This window comes from Pseudomonas sp. BN515 (assembly GCF_029873155.1).
In the GTDB taxonomy this organism is placed as follows: Bacteria; Pseudomonadota; Gammaproteobacteria; order Pseudomonadales; family Pseudomonadaceae; genus Metapseudomonas.
The window spans coordinates 92,434-110,033 of record NZ_SSOH01000014.1; the positions used below are offsets into that span (position 1 = coordinate 92,434).

Annotated in this window: 22 protein-coding genes; 2 read left to right on the forward strand and 20 right to left on the reverse strand. The window is 64.0% G+C overall.

Annotated features, from left to right (window positions below):
• Window positions 1–3: 3 nt before the first annotated feature.
• The 4 genes from E8E91_RS03130 to E8E91_RS03145 are packed head-to-tail and all read right to left on the reverse strand — an operon-like array spanning window position 4 to window position 5,292.
• Entirely contained in the window at window positions 4–1,125 is a 1,122-nt protein-coding gene (locus E8E91_RS03130) for a late control protein D (RefSeq protein WP_280374559.1), read from the reverse strand.
• Window positions 1,113–1,331, reverse strand: a complete 219-nt coding sequence (locus E8E91_RS03135; RefSeq protein WP_280374560.1) for a tail protein X — start codon at window positions 1,329–1,331, stop codon at window positions 1,113–1,115. Before E8E91_RS03135 ends, E8E91_RS03130 begins: the two co-directional genes overlap by 13 nt.
• Window positions 1,331–2,218 carry a phage tail protein gene (locus tag E8E91_RS03140; protein ID WP_280374561.1) on the reverse strand — a complete coding sequence of 296 codons (888 nt, stop codon included), beginning with the start codon at window positions 2,216–2,218 and terminating at the stop codon, window positions 1,331–1,333. The genes E8E91_RS03135 and E8E91_RS03140 overlap by 1 nt, the downstream gene beginning before the upstream one ends.
• Window positions 2,215–5,292 (reverse strand): phage tail tape measure protein, encoded by a 3,078-nt coding sequence (locus E8E91_RS03145; RefSeq protein ID WP_280374562.1) that lies wholly within the window; start codon window positions 5,290–5,292, stop codon window positions 2,215–2,217. Before E8E91_RS03145 ends, E8E91_RS03140 begins: the two co-directional genes overlap by 4 nt.
• Window positions 5,293–5,315: 23 nt before the next feature.
• On the opposite strand from E8E91_RS03145, the gene E8E91_RS03150 reads away from it, so the two are divergent.
• The gene (locus E8E91_RS03150) at window positions 5,316–5,573 is read left to right on the forward strand and encodes a hypothetical protein (RefSeq protein WP_280374563.1); all 258 of its coding nucleotides are present in this window, start codon (window positions 5,316–5,318) and stop codon (window positions 5,571–5,573) included.
• Between the two features lie 44 nt (window positions 5,574–5,617).
• Here the strand turns inward: E8E91_RS03150 and E8E91_RS03155 are convergent, their stop codons facing one another.
• A complete protein-coding gene (locus tag E8E91_RS03155; RefSeq protein ID WP_280374564.1) occupies window positions 5,618–5,947 on the reverse strand; it encodes a phage tail assembly protein in 330 nt (109 codons plus the stop codon).
• A 103-nt stretch (window positions 5,948–6,050) separates the two neighbouring features.
• Here E8E91_RS03155 and E8E91_RS03160 point away from each other — a divergent pair, with 103 nt between their 5' ends.
• Window positions 6,051–6,242 (forward strand): hypothetical protein, encoded by a 192-nt coding sequence (locus tag E8E91_RS03160; protein ID WP_280374565.1) that lies wholly within the window; start codon window positions 6,051–6,053, stop codon window positions 6,240–6,242.
• Between the two features lie 72 nt (window positions 6,243–6,314).
• Here E8E91_RS03160 and E8E91_RS03165 read toward each other — a convergent pair whose 3' ends face one another.
• The 15 genes from E8E91_RS03165 to E8E91_RS03235 form a co-directional block, all read right to left on the reverse strand.
• Window positions 6,315–6,839 (reverse strand): phage major tail tube protein, encoded by a 525-nt coding sequence (locus tag E8E91_RS03165; RefSeq protein ID WP_280374566.1) that lies wholly within the window; start codon window positions 6,837–6,839, stop codon window positions 6,315–6,317.
• Window positions 6,840–8,276 (reverse strand): phage tail sheath subtilisin-like domain-containing protein, encoded by a 1,437-nt coding sequence (locus E8E91_RS03170; RefSeq protein ID WP_280374567.1) that lies wholly within the window; start codon window positions 8,274–8,276, stop codon window positions 6,840–6,842.
• A complete protein-coding gene (locus E8E91_RS03175; protein WP_280374568.1) occupies window positions 8,276–8,479 on the reverse strand; it encodes a hypothetical protein in 204 nt (67 codons plus the stop codon). The genes E8E91_RS03170 and E8E91_RS03175 overlap by 1 nt, the downstream gene beginning before the upstream one ends.
• Window positions 8,476–8,958, reverse strand: a complete 483-nt coding sequence (locus tag E8E91_RS03180) for a Gp37 family protein (protein WP_280374569.1) — start codon at window positions 8,956–8,958, stop codon at window positions 8,476–8,478. Before E8E91_RS03180 ends, E8E91_RS03175 begins: the two co-directional genes overlap by 4 nt.
• Window positions 8,958–9,389: a DUF1320 domain-containing protein gene (locus E8E91_RS03185; protein WP_280374570.1), complete on the reverse strand. Its 432-nt coding sequence runs from the start codon at window positions 9,387–9,389 to the stop codon at window positions 8,958–8,960. The genes E8E91_RS03180 and E8E91_RS03185 overlap by 1 nt, the downstream gene beginning before the upstream one ends.
• 2 nt (window positions 9,390–9,391) lie before the next feature.
• A complete protein-coding gene (locus E8E91_RS03190; protein WP_280374571.1) occupies window positions 9,392–9,724 on the reverse strand; it encodes a DUF2190 family protein in 333 nt (110 codons plus the stop codon).
• A gap of 14 nt (window positions 9,725–9,738) precedes the next feature.
• Complete coding sequence (locus E8E91_RS03195) at window positions 9,739–10,200, reverse strand: hypothetical protein (RefSeq protein WP_280374572.1); 462 nt, start codon at window positions 10,198–10,200, stop codon at window positions 9,739–9,741.
• Window positions 10,201–10,209: 9 nt separating this feature from the next.
• Complete coding sequence (locus E8E91_RS03200) at window positions 10,210–11,142, reverse strand: hypothetical protein (RefSeq protein ID WP_280374573.1); 933 nt, start codon at window positions 11,140–11,142, stop codon at window positions 10,210–10,212.
• A gap of 9 nt (window positions 11,143–11,151) precedes the next feature.
• A complete protein-coding gene (locus E8E91_RS03205; RefSeq protein ID WP_280374574.1) occupies window positions 11,152–12,261 on the reverse strand; it encodes a peptidase in 1,110 nt (369 codons plus the stop codon).
• A 149-nt stretch (window positions 12,262–12,410) separates the two neighbouring features.
• Window positions 12,411–12,806, reverse strand: a complete 396-nt coding sequence (locus tag E8E91_RS03210) for a hypothetical protein (RefSeq protein WP_280374575.1) — start codon at window positions 12,804–12,806, stop codon at window positions 12,411–12,413.
• A 114-nt stretch (window positions 12,807–12,920) separates the two neighbouring features.
• A complete protein-coding gene (locus E8E91_RS03215) occupies window positions 12,921–13,403 on the reverse strand; it encodes a phage virion morphogenesis protein (protein ID WP_280374576.1) in 483 nt (160 codons plus the stop codon).
• Complete coding sequence (locus E8E91_RS03220) at window positions 13,400–14,233, reverse strand: phage minor head protein (RefSeq protein ID WP_280374577.1); 834 nt, start codon at window positions 14,231–14,233, stop codon at window positions 13,400–13,402. Before E8E91_RS03220 ends, E8E91_RS03215 begins: the two co-directional genes overlap by 4 nt.
• A gap of 1 nt (window position 14,234) precedes the next feature.
• Window positions 14,235–15,734, reverse strand: coding sequence for a DUF935 family protein (locus E8E91_RS03225; RefSeq protein ID WP_280374578.1), 1,500 nt, complete (start codon window positions 15,732–15,734; stop codon window positions 14,235–14,237).
• Window positions 15,731–17,059, reverse strand: coding sequence for a terminase family protein (locus E8E91_RS03230; RefSeq protein ID WP_280374579.1), 1,329 nt, complete (start codon window positions 17,057–17,059; stop codon window positions 15,731–15,733). Before E8E91_RS03230 ends, E8E91_RS03225 begins: the two co-directional genes overlap by 4 nt.
• Window positions 17,056–17,598, reverse strand: coding sequence for a phage protein Gp27 family protein (locus E8E91_RS03235; protein ID WP_280374580.1), 543 nt, complete (start codon window positions 17,596–17,598; stop codon window positions 17,056–17,058). The genes E8E91_RS03230 and E8E91_RS03235 overlap by 4 nt, the downstream gene beginning before the upstream one ends.
• Window positions 17,599–17,600: the final 2 nt, after the last annotated feature.

The following is a 17,600-nucleotide window of genomic DNA, read 5'->3' on the forward strand; positions in this document are numbered from 1 at the left end:
CCCCTATGCAGTGGTGGCCGTCGAGCGGTTGTCGATGCCGTAGGCGATCAGTTCCTGGTCCGGCTTGGTGGCGTCCAGGGTCAGAGCAATAGCCGGAGCAGTGACGCGGCATACCTCCTGCTCCGAGGTGTAGCCACCGGCGCGGGTAAAACGGTGCCGGCTGCCCATCACCAGGTAATTGCCACCGAGCACACCCGGCGCCTGCAAGGCCAGCACGTTGCCGCTGACCACGTATGGACGCCCCATCATCGACCAGTTGCCGGTGGTGCGCTCTCGGTTGGCTTTGGCCAGCTCGGCCTTTGCCTTTGCCTTGGCCACCTCGGCCGACGTGCTGCGTGAGCGGCGCTTCTTGGTGTCGGCACTGGTGGTGGCCTGACTCGCGCTACTCGGCACCGCCACCGTTTCCCCGTTCTCGATGGTGTAGCTGACCAGCTTCTTACTCGCCGGATCCTTGTGCTTGACGGTGGCCTTGGCCGGTACCTGCTTGATCTGGTCGCGCAGCATCACGTCTTCCAGCTCGTCCAGGGACACGGTGGCCACCGGGCGGGCGGCGGCTAGGTCAGCGATGGCATGGAACACTAGGCGCCGGCCGACGATCTTGAAGGCGTAGTCGTACTCCTCGGCCAGCTGCGCCAGAAATGCCAGGTCACCCTCCTGCTGGGTAACGCGGTCCAGCTTGATCGGTTCGATGCGCCCGACCAACTGCAGCCCCTGCCGAGTTGCTACCTGTGCGGCCACAGCCGCCAGGGTGGTGTTCTCATAGGCCTGGTGCCGCTGGGTGCGTACCGCGCTGTTGATGCTGGCCGCCAGAGCCCGAATAGTCACCACTGAGGGCCGCAACCTGATCTCGATCTCGTCGATCTCGAAGCTGCCGAGTGGCCGGGCGGCCTGGCCTGTCCAGCCGACGGAAAGGGTAAGCGTATCGCCGTGCCCCGGGTACCAGGCGTCGATCCACTTCCCTTCGGAGTCCTCCAGGGTGACGTTCAATTCGTCGGACTGGCCGGTGAGGAAATCGACGTACTCCAGCTCCAGGAGGTACTCGCTGATATCGCGGGTGATGTTGCGGTTCTGGTAGTTCAGCGAGTAGTAGGCGCTGGGCACCTGGTTCTCGTTCAGCGCATCCATGGCGGCAGATCCTCGGTGGACGCGACGACGTCGAGCAGTGGAATGCGAAGCTCCAGCCCTGCTGGCAGCGCGGTGGAAACCGGCACACGTGGGTTGGCACGGATAATCGGCTCGTAACGGTGCGCACTGCCGTAGTAGGTGAAGGCGAGCTGGTCCCAGCGCTCACCCTCGCGGGTGATGTGGGTCAGGTACTGGTCAGCAGCCATCAGGCCCTCCTGGTGACGATATCGGCAGCCATGCGGGCGAAGCGCGGTGCAGCTCCATCCATTTGCGTCATGGCCGTCGCGATGCGGCCAGCGGCATAGTCGACCTGGTTAAGGATGGTCTCGGGAGTCGCTGAGCCGAGGGCGTCCTGGGCCTGGTTGACCTCGCTGGCCGCGCTGGCCCCCAGTTGCACCAGGTCGGCACCGCTCTCCATCAACTCAGCCGCCCCGCTCAGCCCCAGCAGCGAGTCCAGCGCCTGGCCGCCAAGGCTGAGCAGGCGCGGCGCCTGGCTCATCGCGGCCAGTGGATCGCTGACGCCCTGGACCGTGCGATACACGTCCATGCCTTGGCGCAGCAGGCCAGCGGCCTTGCGCCCCATCGACAGCGCTTGCTGGAACGGGGTGACCGCCGGCAAGGCGGCACCGCCGACGCGCGCATCGGGGTTCGCAGCCAGGCCCAGCACGCCGGCTCCACTGAGCAAGCCACGAGGAACCGGTAACGGCTTGGTGTACTTGCCGGTGTACTCGCGAAGCGTGAGGTTCAGCGAGGCTGCCACCAGACGGCCGCTGCCTTCGGTCTTGCGGGTGGTGACATCCAGGGCAGTGATCAAGTAGATCCCACGGTAATCGCCACTACCCAGCACATAGGGCAGCGGCTCGTGAGCAGACTTGGCCTGTTTCAAACGACGCAGTTGGGCCTCGGGATCGCCTACCGCCGCATGCAGGGTGATCTCCAGACTCACCTCGTCCAGGCCTTCGCCGATCCACTCCAAGAGGGGCTTGCCCCGCAGACGAGCATGCTCGGCGTACTCCGCAGTGGTCCGCTCGGACTGCGCCGAGGGGTGCCCCAGAATCTCGAACTCAATTGAGCCCAGTACTGCCCAGATCATCCGATATCTCCATAGCTACGACGCACCATGCCCTGCTGGTAACGCTGCATCAGCCGCTCGAACTCGGCGAAGCTGAGCGTCAAGGCCTGGCGCACCTTGCCCTCCAGGTCGCTACCGCCCTGTACCTGAATGGTCGGGTTGAAATGGACAGTCATCCCGCCAGCGGTGCCGGTGCCGGTGCCGGTGCCGGCGGGCATAGCAGCAGCTCGGCTCACCGAAGTCATATCGGGCGCCGCCATTGGCACCCGACTGTCCTCAGGCATACCCAGGGCCGCCTGACGCACTGGGCCCGACTGGGCGGTGATGCCAAGCGCGGTCCTCTCCCGGGGCGGTGGTGCCGGTATTGCGGGAACGGTCGACGCCAGGCTCGGAGGCTCCAGGCTGACCTTTGTGGCAGGCGCCATGCCCAGGACCGCCTGGCGCACCAGGCCAGCCAGGGTGGTGAGGCCGAGCGCGGTTCTCTCCTGGGTCGGCGGTGCCGGTATGACCGGAGCGGTCGACGCCAGGCTCGGAGGCGCCAGGCTGACCGTTGTGGTAGGCGCCATACCCAGAGCTGGTTGTCGCTCCAGGCCAACCTGGGCGGTAATGCCGAACGCGGTCCTTTCCTGGGGCGAGGGTGGCGGAATAACGGGAGCGGTCGACGCCAGGATCGGGGGCGCCAGGCTGACTGCTGTGGCCGCCGCCATGCCCAGGGCCGCCTGGCGCACCAGGCCAGCCTGGGCGGTGATGCCGAGCGCGGCCCCCTCCGAGATGTTGGCGCCATAGCCCATGAACACCCGGCTGGGGGAGTGGATGCCGAGTGTTTCGGTGAACCAGCCTTTAATCGACGAGCCGATGCCAACCACCGCATCACGGGCGCTACCCAAGGCTGAGGTGATGCCGTTGACCAGACCGCTGATCAACATCCCGCCGAACTCGTTGAACTTGCCCGGTAGTTCGACCCCGAAGTAGTTCATCACGCCGGCGAAGGCCCTATAGAACAGGCCCAGTGGGGAGAAGTTCAGCAAGGTGGCGGCGATGCCAGATAGCCCGCCACTGAAGCCCACCTTGATCTCCGACCACAGCCCACTGAAGAAGCCCTTGATCGGAGCCCAGTTGCGATAGATCAGATAGGCGCCCAGGGCGATACCGGTGATCAATAGTCCGATGGGGTTCATCAGCAGCGCACGCCCCAGCCAGAGCACAGCCTGACCGGCTAGGCGCAGCCCCATGAGCAGGCGTCCACCGAGCACCGCCCCCAAGGCCAATCCACCGCGCGCAGCCAGGAGCAGGCCTCGTCCACCAAGCTGGAGGCCATACAGCAAAGTGCCGCCGAATATTTTGCCGAGGAACAAGCCGCCCCGGGCTGCCATCAGCAGCGGTGCGCCGAAGGCCATGGCCACGCCGCGCAGGAACAGGCCGCTGAATTTCAGCACCGTGAGCAGACCGCTGCCGACACGGGTCAGCCCGGCGATGGCCGGTGCGAACTTACCCATCTGCCACATGGCCCGTAGAAGGGTCCACTTGGCGGACAGCGACGTGATGGTGGTGGTCATGGCCACGAAAGGTGACATGACCAGGTTGGCGCCGTAGGCCAGGCCAATAAAGGCCAGTTTGCCTGCCAGCAGACCACCGACCAGGCCCAGAACGGTCTTCACCAGAACCGGACTCTCACCGGCCCAGGTGGAGAAACTCTGGACCACCGGAATAGCCGCCCGAGTTACGTCCACCAGAGCCGGCAGGAGCATGCCGCCAATGGTGATGCCTAGGTCCGACAAGTTGTTGGTCAATGCCTTGAGCTGCTCCTTGGGGCTCTCCATACGCTTCTTCCAGTCGGCGTCCAGCACACCCTGGTCAGCGGCGTTCATGCTGCCCTGTTGGAGCTCGGCCAGGTCCTTTCGGTTGGCCAGCGCGGGCCGGATGAAGGACAGCACCTGCTGGTCGGCAAACAGCTCGCCCAATTTGTAGGCCTCATTCAGCCGGTCCAGGGCCGCCTGGCGCTCCTGGTCGTCCTTCAGCGCCATGGCCTTCTGGAACGCACCCGCTGCCGCCGGCCCCTTGCTGCCCACGTACTGAGTGATCACCTCCAGCATGGCCTGGACCGGAGTCAGCCCCTTGGCCACCAGGTTCTTCATGCTAGCCTGCAGGTCGATGCCGGCATCCCCAAAGGACTTCAGCGTGTCCTTGGCGGTGAGCTTGGAGAGGAAGTTCTTGAAGTTGTTGGCCGCTTCGTCGTTGCTGCCCGCCCCACGCTTTGCAATCTGTAGAGACGCGCCGATTTCGGCCACTGCCCGCTCACCGGTGACGCCCAATGCCGCGAACTGGGGAGTGAGTTGCGGCAGCCATTTGGCCATGTCAGCCAACTCGAACTGACCGCTTTTGCCGGCAAAGGCCAGCATGTTCATCGAGCGTTCCAGGCCGGCGGCACCGATGCCCAGGTTGTCGTTGAGGGCGATGGCCACCGCGCCCAGATCGTCCATGCTGGCGCGTGTGGCGGTGGCCGATTTGGCCAACACGGGGGCGTAGGCCTCCAGTTCCCTCACATTGGAGATGCCCCCCGCGATCAGCACCTGGGCACCGGCTGCCATGTCTTTCTGGGTCTGGTTCCATTTCAGGGCCGAGCCACGTAGCACGTTGCTCAGGCGCTGCTCTTCGGCTGCGTCGAAGCCGCCGGTGATAGCGATGTCGTTGACCTGGTCTTTGAAGTCAACGGCGGTGCGCCCAGCCATAACCAGCGGGGCGCCCAGGGTCACCGCCGTGCCAGCGGTCTCCATGAACTGGCCACGCAGATCGGCGCGCTGCGCCTTCAAGGTTTCGCCGCGGGCGATGCTGGCAGTCAGGCGATTCTGCTTCTGGACCAGCTGGTCGATGGTCTGCCCAACCAGGTCGTACTGGCGGCGCAGGCGCTCGACACCCGCACCACCCCGGGCGACCGAGGCGGCGAGTTCAGTGCCAATGAGCTTTTGCTTGGCCGTCAGGCCATCGGTGGCTCGGCCCAGTTGCTGCACGGTGGAGCGTGCGCTGCCGAAGGCGGCATGCAGCGAGCCGCTGACTACCGCGCCGATCTTGAGGCCGACCAGGACTTCGTTCGCCATGGATTGTTTGCTACGCTGCAAGCATGTTTGAAATCGTTGCCACCCGCACCGCCTGCAGCCTCTACGTCCTGGTTATCACCGGAGGCGTAGTCGCGCTCGCCTGGCTGTGCCTGGCAAACCTTCCCCTGCTGGGGGCGGTGGTGGCATTCTGTGTGGGCCTGCCACTGCTGGCCCTGGTGGCCGCCCCCCTTGCGGCGGGCGGCTCGTTGCTGGTGGGACTGCTAGCGGGGTTACTCGCTATCGCTGGTTCAGCCGTTCAGCGAGTTCGGCACGACGGTTGATCTCCCGCTCGCACGCCTCGCACCACCACCAGTATTCGCCCATCTCAAGATTCGCTATCTCGCTGGGCTGCATCTTCAGCACCAGGAGCAGCGCCTCGTCCCAGGACCTGAGAACCGTCTCCGCCGCCAGCCATTTCCCGAAACACCAGGGTCACGGTCTGCGAGTCGGCGATGTCCAGTTCGCCTAGGTCCTCCAGGGTCAGGCCGGTCATTTTGGCGGCGAGGAAGTCCTCGACATCCGCCTCGTTGCTCGAATGGCGCTGTGCGGCGGCAATGTCCTTGCGTTTGAGGCGTCGGATCGGCAGCTGTTCGATGCGGGTGCCACCTGCCGAGGTGAAGGGAAACTTGAGGGGGATGTGCAGGGCTTCGGCCATGTTGAGTGCTCCGGCTGAATTGCTCGAATGGAGCCCAGAGCATCGCGCCCGGCCGTGGTGCAAGCTTTTAATCCGGTTTAAAGAGATGTCCGAGGAGGCAGGAATGGAAGAGGAAGTGACACTGGAGCACGAGGGGAAAACCTACTCGGCCAGCTATATTGCGTTCGACGATGAGATCCTGGTACTGCTGCCGGATGGGTCTGAACGAAGGTCCACATTGGGTACGCTGACCCCGGTGCAAGCAGCTAAAGGACGCCTGCGCGTGTACATCCGCGCCCTCATGCACAAGCGTTGAGAAAAGACGAAGCCCCGCGCGGGGCGGGGCTTCGGATGACATCCATGTCTTGGGCGTCCATGCCCTTCCAGACTACGACTGCCCGATGTTGCGCCGGTAGCGCGCCAGTTGATCCTCACCGTTCACCTTGAAGATGTTGGCCATGTAGTCCAGGAGCAGTACCTCTTCACCATTGAGCACCTGGCGGACAAAGGTCGCGGAGAACGGCGTCTCGAACTTGGTCACCTCGCGAGGCTTGAAGCTGCCCAGGGCATATTCCTTGGGCATGATGGTCATGAAGGTGACCAGCGGAATCTCGTCGACTAGGCCGCCGTTGTTGAACACCTGGACGTTGGAGCGGCACTGCAACTGGATCGCCTTGAACGGCGTAGCCATTTTGACGCTGGCATCGCGGTAGCGGCTGTTCCAGACAATCTTGCCCTCCATCTTGTCGAGGCCGTCCGGCAGTTCGATCAGGCCAACCATGCCAAGGCCCTGGTGATCGGACATGACCGCCTTGACGCTGCCCAGTTCTACTTCCTCCGCTTGAGCGAAGAAATCGCGGCCATCCAGGTAGAGGTTCGCATTGGTGATCCGGTGAGCGACTACGCCTGCCATTTATGCAGCTCCCTTCAAGTTGGCCAGGTATTCCCCGGTAATTTCGGTCTCGAACGTGCCGCGCTCGAAAGGTGGCGGCACCGTCAGCTTGTAGTTGAACAGCAGGTGCCCCTGCTCCAGCTCCGTTTGCGGATTGCGCGCCGGGTCATACCAGCACTCGAAGCCCAGCAGGGCGCCGTCGCCGATCAGCTTGCGGCCGAACAGGTTGACGCTTTCGGTGATGCTGTCGATCAAGGCCTGGGTGATCGGCCTATCGACGAACTGCAGGGAGCTGTAGCGAATCGACTCGTCGATGATGTCCTTGGTACGACGCACGTTCTCGAAGTTCTTCATGTGCGTCACAGTCGGCCAGGCCGCCGTGCGGTTGCCCCAGAGCCGCAGACCGGTGCCGAAACTGTTGAACACCGTGGTGATGCCGTTCTCGTTGAGCAGGTTCACTTCGCTGTTGGCGTCATCCACACGGGCAGTCAGCGGACGCTCCAGACCGATCACCCCAAGCAGTTCCTGGTTCGAGCTGGACCACCAGTAGCCGTTGTCGTTGTCCACTTTGGCTCGCAGGCCGGCGGCACGGATCGACAGCGGCTGCAGGCGCTCGCCATTGCTGGCGGCGTCGTAGACCTTGACGTGCGGATAGCACAGGCGGACGCGGTCGCTGCTGGTGTTGAAGTTGATGGAGCCAGCCGGACCACGGCCAGCAATTGCCTGGGAGACAGTGGTACCGATGGGCGCATCGATGTAGGCCACGCCACCCATCTGCTCGGCGGCAGCAATCAAGTCCACGCTCACCGAGTTGAGAGTGGAGAATCCTGGGGCGATGAACAGCTTCGGGAAGAAGCCGAACAGGTTGTAGCTGTCGGCGAACGCCTTCAGGCCGGAGCGCAGACCTGCCACGCTGACGCTGCCGATGATGTCAGCAGCGGTCACCAGGCTCGGGTCGGCGTAGTCGTAGGTGCCCTTGACAGCTGCTTTCGCCGCGATGCTTCCACCCGGTATACGGGTGACCGCACCCGTGAGCATGTTCACCGAGTAGTCGGTGTCCTTGACGTAGGTGGTGGCGCCATCGGTGGACTTGAGCGCCAGGGTGAGCAGCGCTCCATGGCCGAGCTGCAGGCGATCATTGTCGCCGAACTGGCGATCCTGGTTCGGGACGTTGGTGCGGTGAACGGCGGGATCGAGCACGTTCACCACCAGGACGGTGCCGGCACCGAAGGCGTGAATGCCGGCCAGCGCTTCGGGGATGCTGAAGCCCATGGCAGTCAGGGACTCGGGACCGAACTGGGCATCGTCGGTCTCGGTCTGCGACAGGGTCAGGGTGTTGAGTGGACCGATGGGGGCCGTGCCGATCAGGGCGATGACAGCGCTCTTGACCACGCGAATCGCTCGCGGACCACGCTCCACCTCGGTGGTTTCGATTCCGTGCAGGAAATTGGCGGACATCACTTGGCTCCTTTATCGCTGGTGGTCTTTTCAGCCGGGACTAGCTCCAGGTGCTTCAGATCCAGAAGCACCTTGGTGTACTCGTGATCGGCCGGAAGCGAGACCGTCCGGTTGGTGCGCAGCAGGACGTCCAGCACTTCGTTGCCGACGCGCAGGGAGGCCGAGCTATTCGGCCCCTTGTAGAGATACTTGGTGAGTTTCACGGATCATCCTCATAGCGAACTTGGGTGAGTAGCGGCCCGCTCTCCGGGCCCATCTGCTGCAACTGGGTTGCACGGGTGGCAATGTCGAGACCGTACTGCCACAGTCCCTGGATCTGACCGATGAACTGCTCGGCCACCGGCCTGCAGGACTGATCGCAATGAGGTGGCCGCCACCCTGCTAGGCAGTTGCGCACGTGGTCCAGGTGGGCGACTGCGCCGTTGCCGCCGTTGAGCTGGCGAAACACCAGGGTCAGGCGGAAGACCAGGTCACGGGCCTGGAAGACCGCATCGATTGCCTCCGAAGCGCCGAAGCGGGACCGGCCGTAGGCCACCAATACGGCGCCGCGCGGGTGGTTAAGGCGGTAGGACTTGGGGTCCTCCGGGAACAGCTCGATTGCGAGTTGCGCGCCGAAGGCCGTCTTGAGCCGCTCGATGATCGCGTCCAGGAGCTGCTCGGTCTGGGTCTTGGGCGTGGGCACTAGTAGCCCCTCCACAGATCGTCATCGAACTGCTGACGGCGGGCACGCACGCGGATCTCGCCCGGCTCCGGGGCGGTCTGGCCACTGGGCATGCCCAGGGTGACCACGCCGTCGCGGATGCTCTCCAGCAGCTTGATAGTGTCCTTACGGCTGTCCTTCACCGCATCGGGGATCGCTCCCTCGGGGCGCCGCTGGTACAGCCAGTGACGGGTCAGGTACACCACCGCATCCCGCAGGACAGTCGGCACCGGATCGAGCGGCAGGACGTAGCGGCCTCGCAGGTAGCCGTCCACCAGCTCTTCAGCCTGGCGGACGCCGTCCTCGATCACGCTCTCATTGGGCAGCTCGGCGGCGGGGTCATCGCTGGAGAGCTGGACCAGGGTCAGCTCCGGGATGGCCTTACCGATGTCCTGGCGGGTGCAGTAGCGCATGGTCAGATCCCGCGCACGATGCGGATGACGTCGCCGTCCGCCGTGGCCGCATCCAGGGCGTAACCGTTGCCGACGCCGGCGGCTTTGGTGATGGCCTTACCACTGGCGTCGGACTGCACCTCGGCCCCCGCCGCAATGGCGTTGCCGGCCTCGACCAGGATGACGCCCAGGACGTTGCCCGGAGCCATGTTGCCGGCGTCCGAGTCGTATTCCGCCACGCCGAAAGCCTTGGCGCCAGCCGCACAGGTATTGCCATCCAGGCCGATGAAGCGCTGCCTCGTCAAAGCACCGAGCGCCAGGATGGACGCCACCAGGACCACGTTTTGACCTTTCATCCCTTCGACTCCTTCTACTGATCGATCCGTTCCAGATGGCGAGCCAGCTTGGCGCTCGGCTCACCTTCCAGTTCGATGGTTTCACCCTCGTCCACACGCTCACCGTCGATGTCCAGGTCGATGCCGACGACGCGATACATCCTGGCGATGGGGTTACTTGCCGAGGTTCCATCCGATTCCTCGCTGGGCATCGCTACCCGGCCAACATCATTGCCTGCAGCTGGGCTGGCGCCTCCTGCCGAGTCTCCGGAGACCTGCGTTTTCATGGACTGGTCGCTGGTGGCACGAGCATCCGGGTCACCGGCGGCCGGTGGGCTGCCCGCCTGCCCAGCGGCGTTCACCTGATTTCCGGGCTGCGCGTCCGTAGCGTTCGCACCTGCGACCTGATCCTCGGTGGCTTGTGCAGCGGTGGTTTTCGGCGCGGCAGTCGACGGGGTATCCGTCGACGCTGCGCGGGTGTTTCCTCGTCCGGCCATGATTCACCTTCAGGCGTTGATGTCGGAGATCAGGTAGCCGGCATCGGCGCCCACCACCACCGGCTTGTAGATGTCGGTGTTGCGCACGTAGCGCACCTTGCCGCCGGCACCCGGGTAGGTATCGATCTCGGGCATACCCTTGCGGCGCAGGGTGTAGCCGAAGCTTGGGGTTTCGTAGTCGGCCTGCTCGCCCGCCGCCGGCTGAGCCACGTAGGCCAGCATTAGGTTGTCACCCCAGATGTCCGAGGTGGCCGCCTTGGGGCTGGTAGCCGCCAGGGCCTCGCCGATCACGATGCGCTCGACGCCGAACAGTGCCTTGAGGTGTTCGATGGTGAGCACTTTCTTGTCGTCGGCGCCCAGGGCAGCGGTCAGCTTGGTGTGGAACTTGAGGCTGGCGTACACCGAGGCGCCCATCAGCATGGTGTTGGGGCGCACGCCAATGCGGGAGCGGATGACTTCCTTGCCGGTCTCCACCGCCCCCACCGGGTCACCGCCGTTGTTGCTCCACTGGCTGGCGCCGGCCAGCGCGACCTTGGCGCCGGTCAGGTAGGTGGCGGGGTTCTGCGCCAGCTTGGCGCAGGCTACCTCGCGACCGAGATCGAGGCCGTCGACCACGCGGCGGGAACCGCGCTTCTCGGCGTCGAACATGGCCTCGGCCTGCTCCCGGTAGTCCACCGGATAGGCCAGGTCGTGCTCGCGCAGCACCACATCCAGCTCGTCGTCATCGCCGGGGGTCATCACATTCGACTGGGCGCGAATGGCACGCTCGGTCTCCCACAGAAGGAAGGCCTCCTTGCCGAACAGCGGGATCACTCCCGCTTCCTTGTCCATGTAGGCCACCGGAAACAGCGCTTCGCCGATGAACTGTGCGTTGCGGTAGCCCCGGGCCAGGCTGGTCAGTACCGGGTCAACGACCCGCAGTTGCTTCAAGCGGTCTGCCATGATGGCTCCTTACTGGTTGATGAGCTGGCGCACGGCCGACTCGTACGGGATGTTTTTCTCGGCAGCCAGGGCGGTGGCGCGGGCGTGCAGGTTGAGACGGTCTGGGTCGGTGGCTACCTCGGCAAACTCCAGCTCTGCAGCCGAACCGTGATTGCCTTCGCGGCGATCCTTGCGGGCCACTTCGGCAAAGCTGATGCGCTCGGGCAGACCGCTGAAGATCGCCTTGAGGCCATCCGAGACCGGCTGGCGTTCATCCCCCTCGCCGAATTCCAGCGGGGCATCGCCCGAGTCGGCGAAGTCCAGGGCGGCCACCAGGGCAGCGCTGTGCTTGGGCAGCAGCTTGCCGGCACCGATCAACTCTTCGGCGAAAGCGACGTTGGCCGAGTGGGTGGCTTCCTCGCGGGACTTTCGCTGCAGGTCCTGGTGTTGCTTCACCTGGTTCTTCAGGCGCTCGTTTTCCGCCTGCATGGCGGCAATTTCTTCGGGGCTCACGGGAGGCTCCTCGACGGTTGCGGGTGGAGTGGGTTCGGAGAAGGAAGTGCGCGGCTCGTCGTCGCGGCGGGCAGCTTCGGTCAGGCTGTTGATCTGCCAGTCGGGAATGACCTGGTCGGCTACCTCCAGGCCGCGCTCGCCGATCAGCCAATCGCGCAGGCGACGCCAGAGGGAGGCACTGGTCTCGTGACCGAAGTCGGCGAACTCGACCACGCCTTCTTCGCCCTCGGCCAACTCAATGGGGCGCAACCCCTTCACCGCAGGTGGCTGCGCGCCGAGGAAGCCGACGTGGCGCAGGTAGTACACGCCGGGGACCGGGTTGCTCGGTGAGTCCGGGTGATAGAAGGAAGCGGAGATCTTCTTGAAGCTGCCCTTCGCCACCAGATCAGCGAAGGCCGGGTCGATCTGGGCCGGCGTTGCGACTAACCCCTCCGCCGCAGCGCTGAGGGACTTCACCCAGCCAGCGGCCGGGGCGTCATGCTTCGGGTGCCCGATGACCAAGGGGGCCTCGTGCAAGGCCGGGTCATAGGCCCGCACTGTTGCGGCCAGGTCCGACTCACTGAAGTTGAAACTGTCGCCGCTCATGGCGACATGCTGGCCGGGCTTGAAGATGTGCAGTGGTTTCATGGCTGCGCGCTGAGGTGGTGAAGATGCGCACAGCCTGCCCGGCTGAGTGGCCGGGGGCTTTTAATCAGGTTTAAAGAGTCATAAACGTGGCTCGGGGTGAGCCGCTAGAGGGGGGTTCTTTTGCCAAACGGGCTAGAGGAGCCCGTCTGTTACGCCCAGCGATCTTCCGCTATTTCGACAGCGACGCTGAGGTGTTCCATGTGGTCGTAATGATCCGACTGCTCATCGCCTCTCTTAACCACACGAACATCACTGATGTAGTTCCCGGAGTTGAAGATTGCCTGAAGGACGTTCGTAATTTTGCCCTCAAGCAACAGGTCTCCCTTATCAGTCGTTGCTACCTCGATGCTATAGACACATGCCTTGTCATCAAAAAAGACACGGACCAACCTGGCCTCGTTGTTCACGCTGTTGTTATCAACGACCTTGGAAGCAACGGTCGCGATAAAACGCTCCTGTTCCCCTGGATAGCTAGCGCGGCACTCCAGAAGCACCCGGTGGCGATCAACTGTGAACCATTCTGAGTGAAAACCTGGAACCGGCATCTGAACCTCCTGTATGAATGAGTGCCAGCCAGCTTTATAAAGCCTTTACAGCGCTTTTGCGATTGGCAGGCAATACATCGGAGCAAGAAGAAGGAACTCGCACGCCTGGAGCGCTTATAGGCGGGCCGCTTTTTCGAGGTGGTTTAGGGCGAGGTCGAGAATGGATTCTTCGGCCGCCGGTTGCAGTTTGCCGTCGGCATCCATCGGCAGATAAGGACGTGCCGGAATGTCACCCCACAGGTTGGGGAACTCTTCCTTCTCACCACCGAAGTGCATCATCGCGGCATAAGGTTTGTTACTACCGACCAGGGCGCTGTTGTCGTCGGCCTCGGTGCTGACGGAAGCTGCCAGGCCACCCGCGCTCACCTGGAGCATTTGACCTGGCCAGGTACCGCTGGCTTCCCGGCGGCCAGTGGTGACCTCGGACAGCGAGGGCCAGTCGTCGTTGCCCTGGCCTTCACCCGCGAAGTTCTCCTCGGTGATGGAGGCGAATTCGGCGGCGATGCTGCGCATCAGCGGCGCGGTTTCCCCCACCGCCCACTCGACGCGGCGCAGGGCCTCCTGCAGGCGGCGGTGGTCCAGCTCGACTTCGATCATGCGGCCTCCCGCTTACGTCGGAGCGCTTCGGCCAGTCCTTCTCCCGGGGCGTAGTTGAAGCCGGGGTCCACACTGAACACGACGGGCCTGCCATTGGCATCAGTGGTGCGCACTCGGGTCACTGCAGCGGTGTAGATCTCGCCCGTGCGCTTGTTGGTCCCAATCTCCACCGTATCGGTACTGACGGTTCCCCGGCTGTACGCCAGGGTGAGGCCACGGCGTTTCATGGCGGCTTCACTCAGCGCCGTGACACGGCAGCGGCAGTTGAAACCGTTGGGCGGGAAGATGGCCGACCAGATCGGATCGTCATGGCGGTACACCTTGCCGTTTAGCATCGCGTGGCTGGGGCGGGTCATGCCGTCCATCACGGCAATGTACTGCCAATACGGATGGGTCTCGGCGGTGTCTTCCATGGCGGCCTTGCGGCCAGCCATGTAGCTGCTCTGCAGGTTGGTCTGATAGATGGTCTTCAGGCGGCGCGGGCTACCCAACTGGACCAGCTCGGCATCGCCCTGACTGTCCACCAGCACCTGCTTGCCCCACCAGCCTTGCGCTTCGAGGACTGGCTGCAGGTCGGTGATGAACTGCTGGAGGGTCTTGCCGTCCTGGAGGGCAGTCTCCAGGGCCTCTCGGATATCCGAGAGCACGTCCAGGCGCATGGCCTTGGCCACGGTGAACGCCTGCTCATGGGCTTTGTCCAGCATCTCCTGCCAGTTCCAGGTGATGGTGTAACCCTTACCCTTGAGGTACTCGATGGCCGCCTCGGGTTCCAGGCCGAAGATGGCCTTGAGGTCCGCCGGGTTGACAGGTTTTGCTTTGCGCCCAGCCATCTCAATCCTCCAGGTCGGCAGCCGCACTCAGGCGGCCCCAGGTGTCGGCGAAGAACATCAGCCGGGTCAGGGTCGCCTGGAGGGCGCGAGCGTCCAGGTCCGGACTGGTTTCAGCCAGCAGGCCGAGCACCTCGGTTTCATCGCGCCCCTGCTGCAGCGCCTCAATCACCGGCAGCAGTGCCTGTTCGGCCTGCTCCTGGAGTTGCTCGGCCTGCAGGCCGGCGACGGCCTGGTCCAGCGCTACCTGGTCGAGCACGGGGCGCACGGTCGATTCGGCGAACTCAGCGGCGACTGCAGCCGGAGCTTGCTCCTCGACGATATCGCCGTCCTGCAGGTTGTAGATACGCTTCCAGTACACCGGGGTGAACTTCACGCCGGCGTCGGTAAGGGACTTGTCGCGCTCGGCCAGGGTCTTGTCGATCTCCTCCTGCTCCCACAGCTCGTACACCGGGGCGGCTACCTGTTCGCCGAAGTTGAGATCCACGACCCGCCGGATTACCGAGTTGAGAGTGGCGGCCACGATACCGGCATCCCCGTCGCGAATGTCCTCGGTGACCTCCAGGCCAGCGGTGGCGCTGGCCCGGTTGGTGTTGGCTTCGGTGGTCTGATTCTGCCCGAGCAGCGCCACCGCGATCTCGCTACGGCAGTACACCAGGAGCTCCCGGTACACCTCGGCGCTGCCGCCCTTACCGGCGGCTTCCTTGATCTCCACGCTGGCGTCGTCGGGAATCACGGCCACGGCGTCCTGGACCATGGCATCGAGGCTGTCGAGCAGATCGTCGGTCTCCTTGGTGGAGGCGCTGCGCGGGTGCTTGCCGATCAACCAGGGGCTGCCGTACTTCTCGGTGAACTGCACCCAGAACTTCAACCCACCCTTCATGAACACCACTGGCCAGAAGCACATGCTGAGGTCGGCGAAGCCATAGGGGTTGTCGTAGCTGGCGTCCTGACGAGCTACCACGAAGCGCTGCGGGTCGCACAGTTCACCCTGCAGGCCGGCGTCCCGGGCGCGGAAGCGCAGCTGGTTGTCCTGGTCGTAGAGGAACCACTCGGCCGGTTTGCCCAGCAGATCCTCGGGCACCAGGTGCATGCCCAGCGCCTGCCACATGATCTCCACCGGCTGGTAGCCGAACAGTGGCGCGTTGAGCAGCTCGCGGATAATGCGGTCCAGGTCCAGATCGGCCAGCCAGTCACGCACGAAGCGCTCGACCCGTGCTGGGGCTTGCTCACGCTTCAGGCCGCGCTCCAGGGCGAGGACGGAGGCCTTTCGGCGCCGGATAGTGCCGCCCACCAGGGCCGCGCTGCGCAGGTCGCGGTAGACGGTGATGTCCTTCCCCTGCGCCTTCAGGATGGGGTCAGGGTTGGGCAGGTACATGCCCAGCGCCTGGGTATCAAAGCTGCGGCCACGCGTGGCGATATGCTCGGTGAGTGCCCGCTCTCGGGGCGGCTCACTGAAACGGACGAATTCGGTGGGGCTGACCCACAGACCTTTGCTGCTCATGCGTACCCCTGGGTCATTTGGGCGCCCTGGCGGGGGCGGCGGGACTTGACGGTGACCGGGCCGTTGGGGCCGTCGCTGGCATTGAGGGCGAGGAAGCACGCCCAGGTGCGGTCGGCATGGCCGGCCGAGTCGGATTCGGCGACGAAGCGCGGGGCCCCGGTGGGGCCGGCCACTTTCTGCAACTTGTGCAGATCATTGCGCAGCTCGGAGTCGCCCAAGGGGATGCGGATCTGCAAGTCCTGGAACACTTCCTTGCCGCGCGTGGCCATGGTCAGTTTGCTGGCGGTGCCAAAGATCACACCTTCGACACGCATGGACCCGTGGCGTCGCTTGGCATCTTCCACCGGCTTCTCGCCCATGCCGGTCTGGTCCATGCAGCAGCGCAGCACGCGGTAGCGGGCGAACACGTCATCGAGCAGCGCATCCTGTTCATAGAATGGGGCGCGCTTGCGGGTGATGATCTCTCGCGTCCAATACACATCGCCGATCTGTTCCAACACCCAGATGACGAACAAGTCATTGCGCGCACCGATGTCGACGCCGACGAAGCAGGGTCCGCCGCTATACAGCTCGGGACGGCCAGCCTGGTCATGCTCAACGTCATTGATCAGTTCGTAGCTCAGCCAGGCACTGGCTTCGTCCAGCCACTTCAGCTCGAACTCCTGGGCCCAGGCATCCTCATCGTTGAGGGCGGTGCGCATCTCCTCGATGTTGCGTGGCAGGCCATCGGCCACGGCGCGGTGGATGTCGACCACATGCCGCGACCAGACATCCGCGAGTTTCTTGTCGGTCATCAGCTCATAGAACTTGTTGCCCTTGCCATTGGGCGTGCTGGTGATGCGCAGCTTCCAGCCATTGGAAATGACCGGGAACAGCGCCGTCCAGATTTTGCGGCTGTCTTGGTGGAAGGCGAACTCGTCCAGGAACACGTTGGCGCTGAAGCCGCGGGCGGTATCGGGGTTGGCCGGCAGCGCGGTGATCTTGGAACCACCTGGCAGTACAACATCGAGCATGGTGAAGCGCTCGCCATTGCTACCCTTGAACTCGCCCTCAATCTCCTGCACAGCCATGTTGTAGGCGCGACAGTGTTTTTTGACACCTTCATCCATAGCCTCCTTGGCCTGGCGCTCGCCACGGGAAAGGATCACCCAGCGGGTACGTCCACCGCGCGATTCGACCTCGAAGCAATCGTCGACGATCTCCAGGGTGCTGGTGAAGGTCTTGCCAGTCTGGCGCGCAAACATGGCGATCTTGAAACGCTCACGGTCCAGCAACCATTGCTTCTGGTACTTGAACAGCTGGATTGCCGGCTGCTGGACGGTCATAGCCCGTACACCTCTTGGCGGATGCGCTGCAGGGTTTTGGGGGACAGGGCACCCTTCTTGCCGAGGTCATCAAGTTTGCTTTGCTGTTCGCGCACTAAGCGCTCCTGAGCCGCCCGCTCGATGGCCTGACGCTCCTTCACACTGAGGGTACGGGCCTCCATGGTCGCCTTGGCGGCGCGGGCTAGCGCCGACACTTCGGCAATAGTGACCTCGTCTTTCTCATGGGCACCCATGGCGGCCTGGTAGGTCAGGGTCGAGATGGCCTCCACCAGGAGGGCACCTGTCTTGTCGCTGGCATCTTCGCCAAACGCACCGACGAAGGCCTCGGCCATCTCGCGCTGCTGGCGAGCCTTCTCAGTCAATTCCTCGAAGCCCACCTTGAAGCGGCCCAGGGCGCTACGGCTGGGGGCCTTCTCGTTGGGGAAGCGCTTGCGGATGTCCTCAAGCATCTCATCCAGGGTCATCCGATCTTCGCGCAGCAGCTTCTGGATGTACGCCTTGACCACGGGAGGCAAACGGCTGATTGACGACCTGGACATGG